Annotated in this window: 18 protein-coding genes; 6 read left to right on the forward strand and 12 right to left on the reverse strand. The window is 66.4% G+C overall.

Annotation, left to right across the window (positions count from 1 at the left end):
* Nucleotides 1–22 precede the first annotated feature (22 nt).
* From ftsZ to GR316_RS01275, 5 genes are all read left to right on the forward strand, one after another.
* The gene (gene ftsZ, locus GR316_RS01255; RefSeq protein WP_211784268.1) at nt 23–1633 is read left to right on the forward strand and encodes a cell division protein FtsZ; all 1611 of its coding nucleotides are present in this window, start codon (nt 23–25) and stop codon (nt 1631–1633) included.
* A gap of 192 nt (nt 1634–1825) precedes the next feature.
* Nucleotides 1826–2746, forward strand: a complete 921-nt coding sequence (lpxC, locus tag GR316_RS01260) for a UDP-3-O-acyl-N-acetylglucosamine deacetylase (RefSeq protein ID WP_211784269.1) — start codon at nt 1826–1828, stop codon at nt 2744–2746.
* A 109-nt stretch (nt 2747–2855) separates the two neighbouring features.
* Nucleotides 2856–3698 carry an outer membrane protein assembly factor BamD gene (locus GR316_RS01265; RefSeq protein WP_211784270.1) on the forward strand — a complete coding sequence of 281 codons (843 nt, stop codon included), beginning with the start codon at nt 2856–2858 and terminating at the stop codon, nt 3696–3698.
* A gap of 17 nt (nt 3699–3715) precedes the next feature.
* Nucleotides 3716–5359, forward strand: a complete 1644-nt coding sequence (recN, locus tag GR316_RS01270; protein ID WP_211784271.1) for a DNA repair protein RecN — start codon at nt 3716–3718, stop codon at nt 5357–5359.
* Between the two features lie 4 nt (nt 5360–5363).
* The gene (locus GR316_RS01275) at nt 5364–6329 is read left to right on the forward strand and encodes a formylglycine-generating enzyme family protein (RefSeq protein WP_211784272.1); all 966 of its coding nucleotides are present in this window, start codon (nt 5364–5366) and stop codon (nt 6327–6329) included.
* Here GR316_RS01275 and GR316_RS01280 read toward each other — a convergent pair.
* From GR316_RS01280 to rlmJ, 10 genes are all read right to left on the reverse strand, one after another.
* Entirely contained in the window at nt 6326–7693 is a 1368-nt protein-coding gene (locus tag GR316_RS01280) for an aminotransferase (protein WP_211784273.1), read from the reverse strand. The genes GR316_RS01275 and GR316_RS01280 overlap by 4 nt on opposite strands.
* Nucleotides 7694–7749: 56 nt before the next feature.
* A complete protein-coding gene (locus GR316_RS01285; RefSeq protein ID WP_211784274.1) occupies nt 7750–9018 on the reverse strand; it encodes an NAD(P)/FAD-dependent oxidoreductase in 1269 nt (422 codons plus the stop codon).
* On the reverse strand, nt 9015–10370 hold the full coding sequence (locus tag GR316_RS01290; RefSeq protein WP_211784275.1) for a glutamine synthetase family protein: 1356 nt from the start codon (nt 10368–10370) through the stop codon (nt 9015–9017). The genes GR316_RS01285 and GR316_RS01290 overlap by 4 nt, the downstream gene beginning before the upstream one ends.
* A complete protein-coding gene (locus GR316_RS01295; protein WP_211784276.1) occupies nt 10367–11050 on the reverse strand; it encodes a type 1 glutamine amidotransferase in 684 nt (227 codons plus the stop codon). The genes GR316_RS01290 and GR316_RS01295 overlap by 4 nt, the downstream gene beginning before the upstream one ends.
* A gap of 67 nt (nt 11051–11117) precedes the next feature.
* A complete protein-coding gene (locus tag GR316_RS01300) occupies nt 11118–11963 on the reverse strand; it encodes an ABC transporter permease (protein WP_211784277.1) in 846 nt (281 codons plus the stop codon).
* The gene (locus GR316_RS01305) at nt 11960–12817 is read right to left on the reverse strand and encodes an ABC transporter permease (RefSeq protein WP_211784278.1); all 858 of its coding nucleotides are present in this window, start codon (nt 12815–12817) and stop codon (nt 11960–11962) included. Before GR316_RS01305 ends, GR316_RS01300 begins: the two co-directional genes overlap by 4 nt.
* A 37-nt stretch (nt 12818–12854) precedes the next feature.
* Entirely contained in the window at nt 12855–13583 is a 729-nt protein-coding gene (locus GR316_RS01310; protein ID WP_211784279.1) for a transporter substrate-binding domain-containing protein, read from the reverse strand.
* A 35-nt stretch (nt 13584–13618) separates the two neighbouring features.
* Nucleotides 13619–14395: an ABC transporter ATP-binding protein gene (locus tag GR316_RS01315; protein ID WP_211784280.1), complete on the reverse strand. Its 777-nt coding sequence runs from the start codon at nt 14393–14395 to the stop codon at nt 13619–13621.
* A gap of 59 nt (nt 14396–14454) precedes the next feature.
* Entirely contained in the window at nt 14455–14892 is a 438-nt protein-coding gene (locus GR316_RS01320; RefSeq protein WP_211784281.1) for a tellurite resistance TerB family protein, read from the reverse strand.
* Between the two features lie 32 nt (nt 14893–14924).
* Nucleotides 14925–15695 carry a 23S rRNA (adenine(2030)-N(6))-methyltransferase RlmJ gene (gene rlmJ, locus GR316_RS01325; RefSeq protein ID WP_211784282.1) on the reverse strand — a complete coding sequence of 257 codons (771 nt, stop codon included), beginning with the start codon at nt 15693–15695 and terminating at the stop codon, nt 14925–14927.
* 136 nt (nt 15696–15831) lie between these two features.
* Here rlmJ and GR316_RS01330 point away from each other — a divergent pair, with 136 nt between their 5' ends.
* Nucleotides 15832–17142, forward strand: coding sequence for an MFS transporter (locus tag GR316_RS01330; RefSeq protein ID WP_211784283.1), 1311 nt, complete (start codon nt 15832–15834; stop codon nt 17140–17142).
* Nucleotides 17143–17214: 72 nt separating this feature from the next.
* Here GR316_RS01330 and GR316_RS01335 read toward each other — a convergent pair whose 3' ends face one another.
* Nucleotides 17215–18858, reverse strand: coding sequence for a CTP synthase (locus GR316_RS01335; RefSeq protein WP_211784284.1), 1644 nt, complete (start codon nt 18856–18858; stop codon nt 17215–17217).
* A gap of 151 nt (nt 18859–19009) precedes the next feature.
* A complete protein-coding gene (secG, locus tag GR316_RS01340; protein WP_211784285.1) occupies nt 19010–19432 on the reverse strand; it encodes a preprotein translocase subunit SecG in 423 nt (140 codons plus the stop codon).
* Between the last annotated feature and the right edge of the window lie 121 nt (nt 19433–19553).

The following is a 19553-nucleotide window of genomic DNA, read 5'->3' on the forward strand; positions in this document are numbered from 1 at the left end:
CATTGAACACAGGCGGAACGCAATGCCCCTCAATCTGATGAACGACCCCCGGGAAGAACTGAAGCCGCGCATCACCGTGTTCGGTGTCGGCGGCGCTGGCGGCAATGCCGTCAACAACATGATCGAGCAGCAGCTCGAAGGGGTGGAGTTCGTCGTCGCGAACACCGACGCGCAGGCCCTGCAGCAGAGCAATGCCGGCAGCAAGATCCAGATGGGTCTGAAGGTCACCGAAGGGCTGGGCGCCGGGGCGCGGCCTTCGGTCGGCGCGGCCGCCGCCGAAGAGACGATCGAAGAGATCGTCGATCATCTGGCCGGTGCGCATATGTGCTTCATCACCGCCGGTATGGGCGGCGGCACCGGCACCGGGGCGGCCCCGATCATCGCGCAGGCCGCGCGTGAATTGGGCGTGCTGACCGTCGGCGTCGTGACCAAGCCCTTCCAGTTCGAAGGCAACAAGCGGATGCGTCAGGCCGAGGAGGGGATCGAGAACCTTCAGAAGGTCGTCGATACGCTGATCATCATTCCGAACCAGAACCTGTTCCGCCTTGCGAACGAGCGCACGACCTTCACCGAAGCCTTCGCGATGGCCGATGACGTGCTGTATCAGGGCGTGAAGGGCGTGACGGACCTGATGGTGCGTCCGGGCCTCATCAACCTCGACTTTGCGGACGTGCGCGCCGTGATGGACGAGATGGGCAAGGCCATGATGGGCACGGGTGAGGCCGAGGGCGACGAGCGCGCCAAGATGGCCGCCGAGAAGGCGATCGCCAACCCGCTTCTGGACGAGATCAGCCTGAACGGCGCCAAGGGTGTGCTGATCAACATCACCGGCGGCTACGATCTGACCCTGTTCGAACTGGACGAGGCCGCCCAGGCCATCCGCGACAAGGTCGATCCCGACGCCAACATCATCGTCGGTTCCACGCTGGACACCACGATGGAAGGCCGCATCCGCGTGTCCGTCGTCGCCACGGGGATCGAGGCGTCGAAATCGCAGGTGTCCGCACCGACGCGTCCGTCCTCGCAGCCGCTGTCCACGCCGATGCAGAAGGCCGAGGAGCGCATGGTCGCTTCCAAGCCCGCCGCGCCGGCTCCGGCCCCGCGCGCCGAACCCGTCGCGACCCGCCCGATGTTCGAGCCGCCGCGCGAAGAGCTGGAAGAAGAGCCGGCCGATCTGCCGCCGCCCGCCTATCGCCCCGCACCGGCCGAGGCCGCCCAGCCGCCGCAGCCCGCGCCCCAGCCGCGCCCGCAGCCCCGCGCCAGCGCCCCGATGAACGAAGACGCCGGTGCGTTCGTTGCGCCGCGCCCGCGTTCGGCCGGTCAGCCCTCGCCCGAAACGATGGCCCGCCTTGCGGCAGCGGTCAGCAAGGCCCCGGCCCGTGGTTCGGCGGCGCAGACCTCGTCGGCCCCGCGTCCGGCGCAGCCCGCACCGCGCCAGCCCCAGCAGGGGGAGCGTCCGCGCTTCGGCATCGGATCGCTGATCAACCGGATGGCCGGCCATGCCGATCAGCCCGAGCCGCGCCCGCAGCCGACCCGCACCTCGCAGCAGGTCGCCTATGAGGAGCAAGAAGAACAGAATCCCGATCAGGAGCGGATCGACATTCCGGCCTTCCTGCGTCGGCAGGCCAACTGATCCTGCAACAGAATGAAGGGGCCCGGTGATCGCCGGGCCTTTTTATTATTGATATCAATCACTTGCGTCGCTGCACATCCTGTCACATGGCGTCATAAAGAGTGAATTGAGCCTCCGGCTTTCCGCACTTAATTAACACTTGTGCCAAGCGGTCATCCGCCGGTGCGAGCGAAGTGAGAGAAAGTCGATCCCGTGCAAACCACTTTGAAATCCGCTGTCAGCTTCTCCGGTCTGGGTCTCCACACCGGTCGGCCGGTGCGCATGATCGTGCGTCCTGCATCGGCAGATTACGGCATCTGGTTCCGCCGCACGGACATCGTGTCGGGTGACGCGATGATCCCCGCCCGGTGGGATTCGGTCGAACCCTCGAAACTTTGCACGCTGCTCAACAACGACGCCGGTGCCACCGTCTCCACGGTGGAGCATGTGATGGCGGCGCTGGCCGGCTGCGGCATCCACAACGCCCTGATCGAGATCGACGGCCCGGAAGTTCCGATCCTCGACGGTTCGGCAGCGGTGTTCGTGGACCGTTTCCTTGCGGCGGGCCTGCGGGAACAGGCCGTTCCGGTTCGTGCGATCCGCGTGCTGAAATCGGTCGAAGTGCGCGAGGGGGAGGCCGTCGCCCGCCTCGATCCCGCCGACATGCTGGAGATCGATTTCCGTATCGATTTCGCCGAAGCCGCGATCGGGCGTCAGGCCAAACGCCTGAACATGGCCAACGGCGCCTTCGTGCGCGAGCTGTGCGACAGCCGCACCTTCTGCCGCCAGTCCGACGTGGACGCGATGCAGGCGAACGGTCTGGCCCTTGGCGGCACGCTCGACAATGCCGTGGTCTTCGACGGCGAACGTGTTCTGTCGCCGGGCGGGCTGCGTCACCGGGACGAACCGGTGCGCCACAAGATGCTCGACGCTTTGGGCGATCTGGCGCTGGCGGGCGGGCCGATTCTGGGCCGCTACACCGGCGTGCGCTCGGGCCATGCCATGACGAACCGCCTTCTGCGGGCGCTGTTCGCCAAACCCGGTGCGTGGCAGATGGTGGAATGCGGCGGCTCGACCGAGCTGAAGCTGCCGGGCGTCGGCGTGGTTCGGGCTGACCTTCGGGCCGTGGCCTGAGCGGGCGAAAGGCGTTTTGCCACCCGGATTTTTCTGTGCTAGGACAGGGCCGAGACCCTGTCGCGCCGTCCCGGGTGGCCGAAGGGCAAGGCACGAGGATAGGCGAAAGATGACAGGCACAAGGGCAGGCGGGCGGATCCTCAGCGCGCTTTTCGTCGCGGGTCTGCTTGCCGGCTGCGGGCCGCGCGGTGATCGCGACGGCATCAATCTCGAGGGGCAGAGCGCCGATCAGATCTTCAGCAGCGGTCAGGCCGCGCTGGATCAGGACAACCCCGAACGCGCCCTGCGCTACTTCGATGCCATCGAACAGCGTTACCCTTATACCCTCTATGCGCGCCGCGCCCTGATCATGCAGGCCTTTGCCTATCATCAGGCCAAGGAATACGACAAAGCGCGCGAAGCGGCGCAGCGTTTCCTCGATTATTACGGCGGGGACGACGATGCGGCCTATGCGCAATATCTGATCGCGCTGTCCTATTACGATCAGATCGACGAGGTCGGCCGCGATCAGGGCCTGACCTTCCAGGCGCTGCAATCGCTGCGCACGGTGATCGAACGCTATCCCGACAGCGAATACGCCCGCAGCGCCACGTTGCAGTTCGACCTCGCCTTCGACCACCTGGCCGCCAAGGAGATGGAGATCGGCCGCTACTATCTGAAGCGGCAGAACTACACGGCGGCGATCAGCCGTTTCCGCGCCGTGGTGGAGCAGTATCAGACCACCAGCCAGACGCCGGAGGCGCTGCTGCGCTTGGTCGAAAGCTATCTCGCGCTTGGCCTGACGGCCGAGGCGCAGACGGCGGGGGCGATCCTTGGCTACAACTATCAGGCCTCTCCCTTCTATGACGATGCGCACCGGCTTCTGACGGGCCGCGGGCTCAACCCCGATGTGACGGGGGACAACTGGCTGGCCAGCATCTACCGGCAGACCGTCCGGGGTGAGTGGCTGTAACCCGGCGGGGAACGACCATGCTGCGCGCTCTCGACATTCGGGACATGCTGATCATCGAGCGGCTCTCGCTGGCGTTCCAGCCGGGGCTGAACGTGCTGACCGGCGAAACGGGGGCGGGCAAGTCCATCCTGCTCGATTCGCTGGGCTTCGTGCTGGGATGGCGCGGGCGGGCGGAACTCGTCCGCTCGGGCGCGGATACTGGCGAGGTGACGGCGGTCTTCGACCTGCCGCCCAGCCATGCCGCCCGGGGCGTGCTGGCCGAAGCGGGCATCGCCGCCGAGGATGAGCTGATTCTGCGCCGCGTGAACCATGCCGATGGGCGCAAGACGGCATGGGTCAACGATCGCCGCGTCTCGGGCGAGGTGCTGCGGACCCTGTCGGATGTGCTGGTGGAACTGCATGGTCAGCATGACGATCGCGGCCTTCTGAACCCGCGCGGCCACCGGCTGATGCTGGACGCCTATGGGCGGCTGGATGTCGGCCCCGTGCGCCGCGCATGGCAGGAGATGGGCACCGCCCGCCGCCGCCTGATGGAGGCGGAAAGCGCGCTGGATGCCATCCGCGCCGAGGAGGATTTCCTGCGCCACGCCGTCGCCGAACTCGACAAGCTGGACCCGCAGGCCGGCGAGGAGGCGAGCCTCGACACACGCCGCCGCGCGATGCAGGGGGCCGAGCGCATCCGCGACGATATCGCCCGCGCCCATCACGCCTTGTCCGATCAGGGGGCGGAGGGCGTTCTGATGGACGCGATGCGCTGGCTGGAGGGTGCGGCCGACCGGGCGGAAGGGCGTCTCGATCCCGCGCTGGCGGCGCTTGGCCGCGTCATGGCCGAATTGGGCGATGCGCAGCAGGGTGTCGAGCAGTGCCTGTCGGCCCTCGATTTCGATCCGCACGAGCTCGAGGCGCTGGAGGAGCGGCTGTTCGCCATCCGCGCCTTGGCGCGCAAGCACGGCGTTCTGGCCGATGAGTTGGGCGATTTCGCCGAAGGGCTGCGCCGCCGCCTTGCCGCACTCGATGGGGGGGAGCGGGACATTGCCGGTCTGCGCAGCGCCTTGTCGGACACCGAACTGACCTATCGCGCCGCCGCCGACGCGCTGACCGCCGCGCGGCGCAAGGCGGCGGTCGCGCTCGATCGGGCCATGGCGGCGGAACTCGCCCCCCTAAAGATGGAGCGCGCGGTCTTCGAAACGCTGGTGACGCCCGCCGAAGCCGGGGGGGAGGGCGCGGATGCCGTCGCCTTCACCGTCGCCACCAACCCCGGCGCACCGCCCGGACCGTTGAACAAGATCGCCTCGGGCGGGGAGTTGTCGCGCTTCCTTCTGGCGCTGAAGGTCTGCCTGACGGGGGATTCGCGCGATGTGACGATGATCTTCGACGAAATCGACCGCGGTGTCGGCGGGGCGACCGCCAATGCCGTGGGCCGCCGGTTGAAGGCGCTGGCCGAAGGCGGGCAGGTGCTGGTCGTGACGCACTCGCCGCAGGTGGCCGCGCTTGGCGCGCATCATTGGCGAGTGGAAAAGCGGGTGCGGGACGGGATGACGACCTCGACCGTGCTGGCGCTGACGGACGATCAGCGGGTGGAGGAAGTCGGCCGGATGCTGGCCGGTGATGTCGTCACCGATGCCGCGCGGGATGCGGCCCGCGATCTGCTGGAAAGCTGACCCGATGGAGAAGAAGCCCTGCTGCGGCGCCCGCCGCGACACCGTCCTGACCGGCGACGCCCTGCTGCTGTCGCGCGCGACCGCCGTTCCGCGCGCCGAGGATGCGGTGATGCAGGAGCTGCGCGCGGCGCTGCTGCCCGTGCCCGGCGGCATCTTCGAGATGGGGGCCCGCCGTTCCACCTTTGCCGATGACGGCGACAGCCCGCGGCGCAAGGTCAAGCTCGCGCCGTTTCGGATGGCACCGGCGACGGTGACGAATGACGAATATGCCCGTTTCGTCGCCGCCACCGGCTATCGCACCGTGGCCGAGCAAGAGGGGTGGGCCTTCGTCTTTCACCTGCTGCTGCCCGATGCCGAGGCATGGCCCGAAAGCCCGCCCGGCGCGCGGTGGTGGCGCAAGGTGGACGGCGCCTGCTGGTCCGCCCCCGAGGGGCCGGGATCGGACCTTGCGGGCCGCGGCGATCATCCGGTGGTGCAGATCGCATGGTACGACGCGCTGGCCTATTGCACATGGTCCGGCCTGTCCCTGCCGACCGAGGCGCAATGGGAACGCGCCGCCCGCGGCGGCCTTGCCAAGCGCAAGTTCCCGTGGGGCGATGAGATGATGCCCGGCGGCGCCTTTGCGATGAACACCTTCCAAGGCACCTTCCCGCATCACAACACCGCCGAGGATGGCTGGATCGGCACCGCGCCCGCCCGCAGTTTCCAGCCCAATGGCTATGGCATGTACAACATGACCGGCAATGTCTGGGAATGGGTGGCGGACCGCTTTGCACCGCATCCCGCGCCGGGGCGCCTGCCGGATGTCGATCCGGTCGGCCCCGAGGCGGGGCAGGCGCGAGTGCAGCGCGGCGGCTCCTACCTGTGCCATGTCAGCTATTGCGACCGCTACCACGTCCATTCGCGCACCCGCAACGATCCCGACAGCTCGGTCGGGAACGCGGGGTTCCGGGTCTGCGCCCCGGCCTAGGCGACCTCGGCGAAGACCTGACGCAGGGCGGCGGCCAGCTTCTCGAACATCTCGTCGAGATGGCTTTCGGTGCAGATGAAGGGCGGGCACAGCACGATGGACTGGCCGAGCGGGCGGCAGATCAGCCCGTGATCGGTGCAGGTGTTGGCGATACGCTCGCTCACCGACAGGTTGGAGGCGAAGGGCGTTTTCGTCGCCTTGTCCTGCACCGCTTCGAGCGCGCCCATCAGGCCCGCGCCGCGCCATTCGCCGATATTGGCATGACCGGCGAGTTCCGCCATGCCCGCTTCGAAGCGCGGCGTCAGCGCGCGGACATTGTCCAGAAGCCCGCCGTTCAGGATCAGGTCGATCGCCGCCAGCGACACCGCACAGCCGACCGGATGCCCCGAGGCGGTGAAGCCATGCGGAAACTCCTCGATCGCCTCGCTTGCATTTTGCAGGCGCTGCGCCAGTTCCGGCCCGAGGACGACCGCGCCCATCGGGAAATACCCCGCCGTCATCGCCTTGGAGGCGATGATCGCATCGGGCACGAAATCGAAGGTCTGGCTGCCCCAGACATTGCCCGTGCGCCCGAAGCCGCAAATCACCTCATCGGCGATCAGCGGAATGCCGTAGCGTTTCAGCACCGCCTGAATCGCTTGGAAATACCCTTTGGAGGGCGGGATCACCCCGCCCGCACCGATCACGGGTTCGGCGAAGAATCCGGCGATCGTGTCCGGGCCTTCCTTGATGATCGTCGCCTCCAGCTCATGGGCGAGGCGCTGCGTGAACGCCTCCTCCGTCTCGCCCTCTTGGCCGAAGCGCCAGTAATGGGGCGATCCGACATGGAGGAAGCCCGGCAGCGGCAGACCGAAGACCGAGTTGTAAGGTTTGCCCGTCATCGAGGCCGACACCGCCGTCACCCCGTGATAGCTGTTCCAGCGGGTGATGATCTTGCGTCGCTGCGGCTGCCCTTCGGCACCGCCGAGGAACCACAGCATCTTCACCATGGTGTCGTTCGCCTCCGACCCCGAATTGGTGTAGAAGACCTTGCCCGAGGCGAAGGGCGACACCTCCACCAGACGTTCGGACAGCATCACCGTCTGATCCGACATCCGCCCGAAGAAGGCGTGATAGCCGGGGAAACGGTCGTACTGGGCCTTTGCCGCTTCGGCCAGCTTGGGGTGGTCGAAGCCCGCGACCATGTTCCACAGGCCCGAATTGCTGTCGAAATAGCGTTTTCCGGCCGTGTCGAAGACATAGGGCCCTTCGCCATGCGTCAGCACGACCGTGCCGCGCTGCGCCACCGAAGGCAGGTCTGTGAAGCCGTAGAACGTGGCGGCTTCGGCACGGCTATCCCAGCTGCGGGGGGCGTCGTCACGCATGGCAGGCTCCTTGTTCGTTGCCGCCAGCCTATCCGTGCCGCAATCGGCTGTCCATGTCAGACACCGAGCCGGTCGCGCAGGGCGAACCATGTCATCGCGGTCGCCAGCAAGGGCGCGCGCATCGCCGCGCCGCCCGGGAACCGGGGCTGCGGCAGGCTGGCCATCAGATCGAAACGGCCCGCCTCTCCGGCGACGGTTTCGGCAAGGATGCGCCCGGCCAGCGTCGCCATCGCCACCCCATGCCCCGAATAGCCCGAGGCCGACAGCACCCCCGGCGCGACCCGCCGGAAACAGGGCAGGCGGTTCACCGTGATCGCCAGCGTTCCGCCCCATGCATACTCGATCCGCACATCGCGCAGCTGCGGATAGACTTGCAAGAGCGGCTTGCGCACCGTGCGCAGGATGTCGGGGAAACGGTAGCCATAGCTTTCGCCGCCGCCGAAGAGCAGGCGGTGATCCTCGGTCATGCGCCAGTAGTTGACGACGAAACGGGTGTCATGCGCCGCCACCGGCTCCATCAGGCCCTCCACGGGTTCGGTGGCGACGATGAAATTGTTGATGGGCATGACGCGCGCCGCCACCCCCGGCTCCAGCCCGCCGAGATAGCCGTTGCAGGCGAGGATCACATGATCGGCGCGCACATGCCCGTCGGCGGTGTGCACGGTGGTGCCGTCCAACCGCGTGACGGTGCTGCCCTCGAAGATGCGGGCCTTGGCCGCCCGGGCAAGGCCGAGCGCGAAGTTCAGCGGATGGATCGCGCCCGCGCCGCGGTCGATATCGCCCCCGCGAAAGCGGTCGGTGCCGAGGATTGCGGCGATGCGGGCGGCGTCCAGCGGCTCCACCCGGTCGTAATCGTAATCGCGCGCCAGCTTTTCGGCATAGGCATGGGCGTGCGCCACCTCGGATGCGGTGCGGGCGGCGTGGACGATGCCGGGCTGGAACGGCACCGGCATGGCGTGGCGCGCGATCAGATCGCGGACGAGCGCCTTCGCCTCCTCCCCCAGATCCCAGAGGCGGCGGGCATCGGCGCGGCCCACCATCCCCTCCAGCGTGTCCTGATCCAGCCGCTGGCCGGAACCGACCTGACCGCCATTGCGCCCCGACGCGCCGAAGCCCACGCGATGCGCCTCCAGAAGGACGACATCGAAGCCGCGTTCGGCCAGATGCAGCGCCGCCGACAGCCCGGTATAGCCGCCGCCCACCACGCAGACATCCGCCCGCACTGCCCCCTTCAGCGCGGGAAAGGCGGGCAGGGGCGTCGCCGTCGCGGCATACCAACTGGGCGGATAGGTGCCGGGGCGGTCGTTGGCGGTCAGCAGGTTCATACGTTCAGCAGCAGATGCTCACGTTCCCACGGGCTGATGACCTGCAGGAACTCCTTGTATTCGTTGCGCTTCACCGCGTCGTAATAGCGGCAGAAATCCTGCCCCAGCACATCGCGCAGGGCCATGTTCTCGTCCAAGAGATCCAGCGCATCGCCAAGGTTGTAGGGCAGGTCCGTCTCTACGTTATAGGCGCTGCCGATGCATTCGGGGCGGGGCTTCGTCTGCTCCACCAGCCCCAGATACCCGCAGGCGAGCGAAGCCGCGATCCCGAGATAGGGGTTGCAGTCCATCCCCGCGAGGCGGTTTTCCAGCCGCCGTGCCTCCGGCCCGGAGATGGGGATGCGCAGGCCGGTGGTGCGGTTGTCGCGGCCCCATTCCAAGTTGATCGGCGCCGCGAAGTCCGGGACATAGCGGCGGTAGCTGTTGACATAAGGGGCCAGCAGCGCGACCGCCGCCGGCAGATGTCGCTGCATCCCGGCGATGAAATGCAAGAAGTGATCCGTCTCGGAGCCTTTGTCGTCCGAGAAGATGTTGCGCCCGGTCGCCAGATCCGTGACCGAGTGGTGGATATGCATGGCCGAGCCCGGCTCCCCCTCGATCGGCTTGGCCATGAAGGTGGCGAAGCAGTCGTGGCGCAGCGCGGCCTCGCGGATCAGGCGTTTGAAGAAGAAGATCTCATCGGCCAGCTTGACCGGATCGCCATGGGCGAGGTTGATCTCCACCTGACCGGCGCCGCCTTCCTGAAGGATGCCGTCGATCTCGAATCCCTGAAGTTCGGCGAAATCGTAGATGTCGTCGATGACCTTGCCGTATTCGTCCACCGCACTCATGGAATAGGCCTGACGGCCGGCGGCGCGGCGACCCGAACGGCCCATGGGCGGCATGACCGGCATGTTCGGGTCGATGTTCCGCGCGACGAGGAAGAACTCCATCTCCGGGGCGACGATCGGTTTCCAGCCCTTGTCGGCATATAGCTGCACGATGCGCTTGAGCACGTTGCGCGGGGCGGTGGGGACCGGATCGCCCGACTGGGTTACCGCGTCATGGATGACCTGCAACGTGATGTCGGCGGTCCAAGGCGCGGCGGTGGCGGTGGAATAGTCGGGATGCAGGATCATGTCCGGCTCGGTGAACGCGCCGAGCGGGTTGGAGGCCCATTCCCCGGTGATCGTTTGCAGGAAGATCGAGTTCGGCAGGAAAAAGCTCGTCTGCCGCGCGAATTTGGACGCGGGCATCGCCTTGCCGCGGGCCACGCCCGCGATGTCGGACACGATGCACTCCACCTCGTCCAGACGGCGCCCGGCGATGTAATCGCGCGCAGCTTCGGGAATCTCGTCGGTCCAGTTGGTCATGCCTGCCTCGGCGCTGTGAAGAAATCTGCGATATGGTCCGCCAGTCGGCCCGCGCTGTTGGGCGGACCCATCCGGGCCTCGGCCCCGGCCAGAAGCGGGTCCGGCACCACGCCCTTGCCGCGCGTGCGGATCAGGCCGCGGATGAAGGCGTCGGGAAATTCGGGATGGGCCTGCACGGTGAAGGCCCGGTCGTCATAGGCCAGCGCGGCATGGGCGCAGAAATCGGATTGCGCCACGGTGCGCGCGCCGGGGGGCGGGGCCACCACCTGATCCTGATGCCATGCGTTCAGGGTCAGCGTCTCGTCGCCGAACCGGTAATCGGTGGGACCGACCGACCAGCCGCCGGCGAATTTCTCCACCCGGCCGCCAAGGGCCTGCGCGATGATCTGATGGCCGAAGCACACCCCGACCAGCGGCACGCGGGCGGCATGGATGTCGCGAATGAACGCCTCCAGCGGGGGGATGAAGGCGTGATCCTCGTAGGCGCCATGGCGCGAGCCGGTGATCAGCCAACCATCCGCCTCGTGGACGGTGGCGGGAAACTCCAGATCCACCACCCGCCATGTGCGGAAGGTGAAGCCGCGCCCATCGAGAAGGCGCTGGAACATGTCAGGGTAGTCGCCGCTTTCGGGCCGAAGGTCCGCCGGCGCGTCGCCGGTTTGCAAGATGCCGATCCGCATGGGGTTTCCGAGATTGCCTGCCTGCAACCTAGTCAGAGGATCGCGCCCTTGTCGAGGCTTCTTGCCGTCAGCGGATGATCTGCGGCAGCAGGCGGGGCCGGCGGCGTTGACGCTGGTTGCTGGGCAGGTGCCGGTTCAGATGCCGCCCGATGCGCCCGAAGAGCCATGTGAGCAGCAGCGTCAGACACACGAAATAGAACGCGACGATCGGATAGGGCACGAAGGGGTTGAAGGTCCGGCCCGCGAAATAGCTGGCATAATACAGCGCGTCGCCCCGCTGCTGATAGGCCGGGAACCCCGAGAAGAAGACCAGCGTCGTGGCGTGGAAGAGGAAGATCGCCTCGTTGGTATAGGCGGGCCATGCCAGACGCAGCATCGTCGGCCATTGGATGCGACGAAAACGCTGCCAGCCGGCGATGCCATAGGCCTCGGCCGCCTCCAGATCGCCGCGCGGAACCGAGCGCAGCGCGCCGAGGAAAATCTCGGACGTATAGGCGGCGGTGTTCAGGAACAGTACCAGCGTCGCCCCCGCCCAAGCCCGCGTCGTCCAACCGGTGTCGAGATGCAGATCGAACAGTCCCAGCGGCAGGGTCAGCCCCTGACGCGGCAGCAGCACCAGAAGCTGATAGGCCACGAAGAACTGGATGAAGAGCGGGGAGCCGCGGAACACGAAGACGATCCAGTCGCAGGGCTTGCGGATCCACGCGCTATGCGCCGTCTTGCCCAAGGCCAGCGCCGTCGCCAGAAAGAACCCCGCCGCCAGCGCGATCACCGCGAAATAGATGTTCCAGATCAGGCCCGATCCGATCAGCGTGAACTGCTGGCACAGATCGTAGCCTTCGCGCGGCAGCAGCCGTTCGCCATATCCCAGCGAACGCAAGCCATAGGCCTGAATCGTCTCGAGGCAGGTCATGTCGTCACCTTCGGCTGGCCGGGGGTGACACGGGACAGGATGCGGTTCAACGCGATCTCCGACAGTTTCGTCATGCCGAGATAGAAGACCAGCAGCCCGAGGAAGTACCACAGCCGCCAGTCGGGATGCGGATAGCTGTAGGTCTGCGTCTTCATCGCGCCGATCTGCTGCGCCCAATAGACGATATCCTGAATGCCGAGGATGAACAGCAGCGGCGTCGCCTTGATGAGGATCATCCACAGGTTCGACAGGCCGGGCAGGGCGTGGACCCACATCTGCGGGATCAGGATGCGCCGGTTGATCTGGCGCTGGGTCATCCCGAAGCTTTCGGCGGTTTCAAGCTGGGCGCGGGGCACGGCCTTCATCGCCCCGGCCAGCACATTGGCCGCAAAGGCGCCGAAGACGATGGCGAAGGTGAAGACCGCCAGCACGAAGGCATAGATCTGATGCACGATCTGCGGCGCATTGCCCGGCGGGATCTTGGCGGCGGGGCAGACGCGGAACTCCCCCCCCTGACGGACGGGCTGGCTCAGATCGTCGCAGCGCAGGAAATGGGCGAGGTATTCGAGCCCCTGATCCAGCGCGATGATGAAGAACAAAAAGAAGATGATGTCGGGAATGCCCCGCACCATCGCCATGTAGATCCGCCCTGTCCAGCGCAGCGGCGCCAGGTCCGACCGGCTGGCCATCGCGCCGGCAAAGCCGAACAGCAGCGCCACCGGCGCCGTCACGGCCAGCAGCAGCAGCACCGTCAGGAACGAGGCATAGAACGACAGATGCGTCCCCGTGGTGAGGTAGCATGACAGCCAGTTCAGGCCTTCGAGGGTCTTGGGATCGGCGCAATAGGCGAACATGGGATCGGCGCGCGGCGGGGGCCGCGCGCCCCTGCCGTTAGAATTGCGGCGCGTCGTCGCCGCCGAACCATTCGGTCAGCAGCGCGTTGAGCGAGCCGTCGTCCTTCATGGATTGGATGGCGGTGTCGAAGGTCGCTTTCAGCTCGGTGTCGGACTTGCGCAGCCCCATGCCGATGCCGTCGCCAAGTTGAACCGGCTCTCCCAGCCAGACGAAGGCCCCGCCGGATTCGTCCACCACCGGCTTCAGATAATCGCTGTCGGAAAAGACGGCATCGGCCTCGCCGTTGCGGACGGCGCCCACGGCTTCGTCGGGCGTTGCGTATTCCAGAAGCGTCGCACCGGTTTCGGCGACATGGGCGGCCTGGATGGTGTTCGTCTGCGCGGCCACGACGCCGCCCTCGATATCGGCATCCGGGTCCATCGCGGCATAGGCCGAGAAGGCCGGCGGGTAGTAGTTCTGCGTGAAGTCGATCACTTCGCGGCGTTCATCCGTGATGGACATGCCGGCCACGATCGCATCGAAATTGCCCGATTGCAGGTTCGGGATCATGCCATCCCAATCGGTCGTGACCCATTCGCAGCTGACTTCGGCGCGGGTGCACAGCTCGTTGAACAGCGCGATTTCGAACCCATCGACCTGGCCCGCATCGTTGATGAAGTTGAACGGAGGGTAGGCGCCCTCCGTGGCGAGGCGCACGACCTGCTGGGCCGACACGCTGCCGGCGGTCAGCGCCAGAAGCGCGGTGGTCAGGATCATCGTCTTCATCGTCGTCTCCCTGGGAATTGTTCTGTGTAGTATCGTTAGTGACCGCCGGCCGACAGGAAACTGCGCAGCCGTTCGGAACGCGGAGCGCCGAAGAGGCGGGCGGGTTCGCCTTCCTCCTCGATCCGACCCTGATGCAGGAAGATGACATGGTCCGAACAATCGGCCGCCATCTTCATGTCATGCGTCACGATGATCATCGTGCGCCCCTCATCGGCAAGGGCCTTGATGACGCGGACCACCTCCTGCTCCAGCTCGGGGTCGAGGGCGCTGGTGGGTTCGTCGAACAACAGGGCGCGCGGTTCCATGCAAAGCGCGCGCGCGATGGCGGCGCGCTGCTGCTGGCCGCCCGACAGCTGCGACGGCCATGCATCGGCCTTGTCGCCGATCCCGACCTTAGCAAGATAGGCGCGGGCCTTCTCCTCCACCTCGTCGCGCGGACGGCCGAGCACGGTGATCGGCGCCTCCATCACGTTCTGAAGGATGGTCATATGCGACCACAGGTTGAACTGCTGAAACACCATCGAGAGATTCGTGCGGATGCGCAGCACCTGCTTGCGATCGGCGGGATGACGTTCGGCCCCTTCGCCGCGCCAGACCACCGGCTCCCCCTCGAAACGGATGGTGCCGTCCTCGCTGTCCTCCAGCAGGTTGCAGCAGCGCAGCAGCGTCGATTTGCCGGACCCGGACGATCCGATCAGCGAGATCACATGCCCGCGCGGCGCGGTCAGGTCCACGCCCCGGAGCACGGTCAGATCGCCATAGGATTTGTGCAGGTTCCGGACCTCGATGACCGGAGCGGAGGGTGGAGTCACGTTGCCTCTCGGATTTTTCCCGTTTTTAGGCGGGATGCCGGGCGGGTGCAACGCGAACGTCAGTCCCGGTGCACCTTCTGACGCGCCAAGGCCGATTCCTGATCGGTGATGCCCAAAAGACGGGCGACGAGGCGGATCAACTGATCTTCGTTGGCATCGCGCCCGCCATCGGCCAGCGCCACGGCCCAGAGCGCCTGCATCAGGGCGTCGCGATCCTCCATCGGGACGGCGTCCTTCAGGGCGCGGGTGAAGCGGACGGTGTCGGGGGCCTCGGCCTCCAGCGTCTCGGCCTCATGGCGCAGGGCGGTGGCGTCGGCCGCAGAAAGGCCATGGCGGCGCGCCAGCACCCGGTCGATCCGTGCCACCTCGGCCGAGGAGTATTCGCCATCGGCGCGGGCGATCCGCACCAGAAGCGCCGCCAGCGCCAGACGCGAATCCGGGTCGGGCAGGCGGCGGTCGGTGGTGTCGGTGATGCGGCGGAGAAGCTGTTCGAACATGGAGGGAAACATGACGTTTCTGGCGCGCAAGTCTAGGAAAAAAGCCGTGAGATGCGCTTGGCCTCGGCCTCGGTGCCCCAAGGCGCGTTGATGATGAACATCCCCGAGCCGATCATCTTGTGCCCGACCTTCGCGGCGGGAAAGCGCACTTCGTGGCGCAACGCGTCCGGGAAACGGGCGGAAAGGTCGGCCAGCATCCCGATATGCGCGGCATTGGTCAGCAGCGGATACCACAGCGCGATGATGCCCACGTTCCATTTGCGCACGATCTTGGCGATCTGATCGGGCAGAAGATCGTAATCGGCCTTCACCTCATAGGGCGGGTCGATCAGCATCAGGCCGCGCCGGGGTTCGGGCGGGGTGACGGCCATCGCCATGGCAAGGCCGTCCTTCTTTTGCAGATGCGGGCTCCATGGGTGGATCACCTCGGACAGGATGCGATGTTCCTGCGGATGCAGTTCGGCCAGATGCATCCGGTCCATGTCGCGCAGCGACAGCGCCGCCAGCAAGGGCGATCCGGGATAGGCCGCATCCCCCCACCGCGCCCGCGTCTCCGACAGGCGCAGGCGGTAGGGGTGGTCCGGGGCGAAGGCCTGCTCCAGCGCGGCGATGCCTTTTTCGGCCTCGCCGGTCTTCACCGCCTCTTCGGCATCGAGCATGTAGAGCCCGCGCCCGGCATGCGTCTCGATATATGTAAGGGGTTTGTCCTTCTGCACGAGGTAATCCAGCATGAAGCACAGCAGCGCGTGCTTCTGCACATCGGCCAGATTCCCGGCATGATAGAGATGTTGATAGGACAGCATCCCCAGCAGCTAGCGCCAGTTGACCGGGGGCGCAAGCGCGGCCCGAGGTGGCGTAACAAAATCGTCATTTTGCGGGTTCCCAGCGAAGCAAAGTTGCGCTATTGCCCCTCTCTGTCAACCTAATCGGAAACACGTCATGACCGACATCACATCCGACGCTGCCACCGGCGCCGCGCAACCGCTGAACAAGCCGTCGCGTGTGCTGGCGGCCAGCCTGATCGGGACCACGATCGAATTCTACGATTTCTACATCTATGCCACGGCGGCCGTGCTGGTCTTCCCGTCGCTGTTCTTCCCGAACAGCGATCCGATGACCGCGCTTCTGGCCTCCTTCGCGACCTTCTCCATCGCGTTCTTCGCCCGTCCCTTCGGCGCGGTGGTCTTCGGCCATTTCGGCGACCGGATCGGCCGCAAGGTCACGCTGGTCGCGGCGCTGCTGACCATGGGGATCTCCACCGTGGTGATCGGCCTTCTGCCGACCTATGGCTCCATTGGGGTGCTGGCACCGCTGTTCCTTGCGATGTGCCGGTTCGGTCAGGGCTTCGGTCTGGGCGGCGAATGGGGCGGCGCGGTGCTGATCGCGACGGAAAACGCCCCTCCGGGCAAACGCAGCTGGTACGGCATGTTCCCGCAGCTGGGCGCGCCGATCGGGCTGTTCCTTGCCTCGGGGGTGTTCTTCGTCATCCTGCACTTCGCCCCGGCCGATGTGGATGCCCGCAACTGGATCGGCGAAAGCGGCATCTGGCGCGCGCCCTTCCTCGCCTCGGCGCTGCTGATCATGATCGGCCTCTGGGTGCGTCTGTCCATCACCGAAACGCCCGCCTTCCAGAAGGCCATCGACAAGCATGAGCGTGTGGCCGTTCCGCTGGCCGAAGTCTTCACGCGCCACAAGCGCAGCCTGTTCCTCGGCACCTTCGTGGCGCTGGCGACCTTCGTGCTGTTCTATGTCGGCACCGCCTACCTTCTGTCCTACAACACGAAGGTGATCGGCATGCCGCTGCTGGAGGCGATCAAGATCCAGCTGATCGGTGCCGTGCTCTTCGGCCTCGCGATCCCGGTGGCCGGCAAGCTGGGCGACCGCTATGGCCGCCGCGCGGTCCTGACGGGCGTGACGCTGCTGATCGCCGTCTTCTCCTTCGCGCTGGAGCCGCTGTGGTCCATGGGCGCGACCGGCATCATCATCTTCGTCGTGATCGGGATGATGCTGATGGGCGTGACCTATGGCGTGATCGGCGCCGCGCTGGCCGCACCGTTCCCGACGCGCGTGCGCTACACCGGCTCGTCGCTGACGTTCAACTTCGCGGGCATCTTCGGCGCCTCGCTCGCGCCCTATGCTGCCACCTACCTGCAGACGAATTTCGGGCTTCAGGCGGTCGGCTACTATGTCTGCGCCTCGGCGATCATCACGCTGCTGTGCATCTGGGGGTCGCGCAAGGGCGAGGTCTGATCCCGCCCACCCGCGCAAAGACAAAAGCCGCCCCGAGGGGCGGCTTTTTTCATGCCGGGATCGGCGGGGCGATCAGACGAGGCGGCTCGCCTCGATCGCGGCGCGCACGAAATCGGCAAAGAGCGGGTGGGGCGCGAAAGGCTTGGATTTGAGTTCGGGGTGGAACTGCACACCGATGAACCACGGATGGCCCTTCATCTCCACGATCTCCGGCAGGCGGCCATCGGGCGACATCCCCGAGAAGGTAAGCCCGCAAGCCTCCAGCTGCTCGCGATAGGCGATGTCCACCTCGTAGCGGTGGCGGTGACGCTCTTCGATCTCGGTCGTGCCATAGACGCGCGAGACGAGCGAATCCTCGGCCAGCGCCGCCGAATAGGCGCCCAGACGCATGGTGCCGCCTTTGTTGTCGCCGACCTTGCGTTCCACGACGTGATTGCCCTGCACCCATTCCTTCAGGTGATAGACGACCGGGGTGAAGCGCTTGCGACCCGTCTCGTGGTCGAACTCTTCCGAACCGGCATCCTCCACCTTGGCGAGGTTGCGGGCGGCCTCGATCACGGCCATCTGCATGCCGAGGCAAATCCCGAGATAGGGCAGGCCCTTTTCGCGCGCGAATTGCGCGGCCTTGATCTTGCCCTCGGTCCCACGCTCGCCAAAGCCGCCGGGCACGAGGATCGCGTGATAGCCGCCGAGATAGGGGGCCGGATCGTCATTCTCGAACTGTTCGGCGTCGATCCATTCGGCCTTCACGCGGGTGCGGTTGGCCATGCCACCATGGGTCAGCGCCTCGGCGATGGATTTGTAGGCGTCTTCGAGCTGCGTGTACTTGCCGACGACCGCGATGCGCACCTCGCCCTCGGCATGGACCAGACGGTCCATCACATCGGTCCAGCGGTCGAGGTTCGGTTTCGGCGCAGGCGCGATCCCGAAGGCGTCGAGCACGGCCTGATCGAAGCCCTCGCGGTGATAGGCCAGCGGTGCCTCGTAAATGGTCTTGAGATCGGGGGCGGCGATCACCGCATCCTTGCGCACGTTGCAGAAGAGCGCGATCTTCTCGCGTTCCTTCTCCGGGATCAGATGCTCGGAGCGCAGCAGGAGAACGTCCGGCGCGATCCCGATGGAGCGGAGTTCCTTCACGGAGTGCTGCGTCGGCTTGGTCTTCAGCTCCCCCGAGGCGGTGACGTAGGGCAGCAGCGTCAGGTGCACGAAGATGCACTGACCGCGCGGCTTGTCCTGCGCGAATTGGCGGATCGCTTCGAAGAAGGGCAGCCCTTCGATGTCGCCGACGGTGCCGCCGATCTCGCACAGTTGGAAATCCACCTCGTCATCGCCGACGGCGAGGAAGTCCTTGATCTCGTTGGTGACGTGCGGAATGACCTGAATGGTCTTGCCGAGGTAGTCGCCGCGGCGCTCCTTCTCCAGCACGGTGGAATAGATGCGGCCGGAGGACACGCTGTCCGTCGCGCGGGCCGACACGCCCGTGAAGCGTTCGTAATGGCCGAGGTCGAGGTCGGTTTCCGCCCCGTCATCGGTGACGAAGACTTCGCCATGTTCGAAGGGGCTCATCGTGCCCGGATCGACGTTCAGATAGGGGTCGAGCTTGCGAAGACGCACGGAATAGCCGCGCGCTTGCAGCAGCGCGCCGAGCGCCGCCGAGGCCAGACCCTTGCCGAGCGAGGACACCACGCCGCCGGTGATGAAGACATATCGCGCCATGCGTGGATACTCCCGTGAAAGCTGAATCAAGCTGCGATTCGCCAATGCGAAAACGCGGCATCACGGGACTCGGGATATAGCGCAGGGTGGGGCCCTGCGCAACCGGCCCGGGATGCGATGGACCGGTGGAGGCCGGCCGTGGGACTTCGGATCAGTTGGACGCGGGCGCGTCGCCCGGCGTCTGCGGTGCCGCCGGGGCATCGTCCAGCCGCGGCGGGGTCAGCGAACCGCTGCCCTGCGAGGGGGCCGTGCTGGTGCTGGGCGGAAGCAGGTCCGAGCCGTCCGAGGCCGGTTCGGCCGCCGAATCCGCGCCCGAAACGCCGATCTGGTCCAGAACCGAGGTGCCGGAGGAGTTGCTGGCCGCGACGATGGTCAGCGCGAGCGAGGTACAGATGAAGGCGATGGCGATGATCCAAGTGCCCCGCGTCAGCGCGTTCGCGGCCTGCCGGCGCGTCATCGCGCCGCCACCGCTGCCGCCCATGCCAAGACCGCCCCCCTCCGACCGTTGCAGCAGCACGATGACCACCAGCACGAGTGCGAGAATGAGATGAACGGTAAGGATGACGTTTTCCATGCGGGTCACGGCCTTCGGATGCTGACGCGCCTATCTAGAAGCAAGCCGCCCGTCCCGCAACCCCAAAGCCTCAACCCTGTCGCAGGGTTTCGGCCATGAGGCGCGCGAGGCGGGCCGATTC

This window comes from Falsirhodobacter algicola (assembly GCF_018279165.1).
Taxonomy (GTDB): Bacteria; Pseudomonadota; Alphaproteobacteria; order Rhodobacterales; family Rhodobacteraceae; genus Falsirhodobacter; species Falsirhodobacter algicola.

Bases quoted from the DNA above. Each gene is read 5' to 3' on its own strand.
- ftsZ (WP_211784268.1), top strand. From the start codon at position 23: ATGCCCCTCAATCTGATGAACGACCCCCGGGAAGAACTGAAGCCGCGC.
- GR316_RS01265 (WP_211784270.1), top strand. From the start codon at position 2,856: ATGACAGGCACAAGGGCAGGCGGGCGGATCCTCAGCGCGCTTTTCGTC.
- recN (WP_211784271.1), top strand. From the start codon at position 3,716: ATGCTGCGCGCTCTCGACATTCGGGACATGCTGATCATCGAGCGGCTC.
- GR316_RS01275 (WP_211784272.1), top strand. From the start codon at position 5,364: ATGGAGAAGAAGCCCTGCTGCGGCGCCCGCCGCGACACCGTCCTGACC.
- GR316_RS01280 (WP_211784273.1), bottom strand. From the start codon at position 7,693: ATGCGTGACGACGCCCCCCGCAGCTGGGATAGCCGTGCCGAAGCCGCC.
- GR316_RS01285 (WP_211784274.1), bottom strand. From the start codon at position 9,018: ATGAACCTGCTGACCGCCAACGACCGCCCCGGCACCTATCCGCCCAGT.
- GR316_RS01290 (WP_211784275.1), bottom strand. From the start codon at position 10,370: ATGACCAACTGGACCGACGAGATTCCCGAAGCTGCGCGCGATTACATC.
- GR316_RS01295 (WP_211784276.1), bottom strand. From the start codon at position 11,050: ATGCGGATCGGCATCTTGCAAACCGGCGACGCGCCGGCGGACCTTCGG.
- GR316_RS01300 (WP_211784277.1), bottom strand. From the start codon at position 11,963: ATGACCTGCCTCGAGACGATTCAGGCCTATGGCTTGCGTTCGCTGGGA.
- GR316_RS01305 (WP_211784278.1), bottom strand. From the start codon at position 12,817: ATGTTCGCCTATTGCGCCGATCCCAAGACCCTCGAAGGCCTGAACTGG.
- GR316_RS01310 (WP_211784279.1), bottom strand. From the start codon at position 13,583: ATGAAGACGATGATCCTGACCACCGCGCTTCTGGCGCTGACCGCCGGC.
- GR316_RS01320 (WP_211784281.1), bottom strand. From the start codon at position 14,892: ATGTTCGAACAGCTTCTCCGCCGCATCACCGACACCACCGACCGCCGC.
- rlmJ (WP_211784282.1), bottom strand. From the start codon at position 15,695: ATGCTGTCCTATCAACATCTCTATCATGCCGGGAATCTGGCCGATGTG.
- GR316_RS01330 (WP_211784283.1), top strand. From the start codon at position 15,832: ATGACCGACATCACATCCGACGCTGCCACCGGCGCCGCGCAACCGCTG.
- GR316_RS01335 (WP_211784284.1), bottom strand. From the start codon at position 18,858: ATGGCGCGATATGTCTTCATCACCGGCGGCGTGGTGTCCTCGCTCGGC.
- secG (WP_211784285.1), bottom strand. From the start codon at position 19,432: ATGGAAAACGTCATCCTTACCGTTCATCTCATTCTCGCACTCGTGCTG.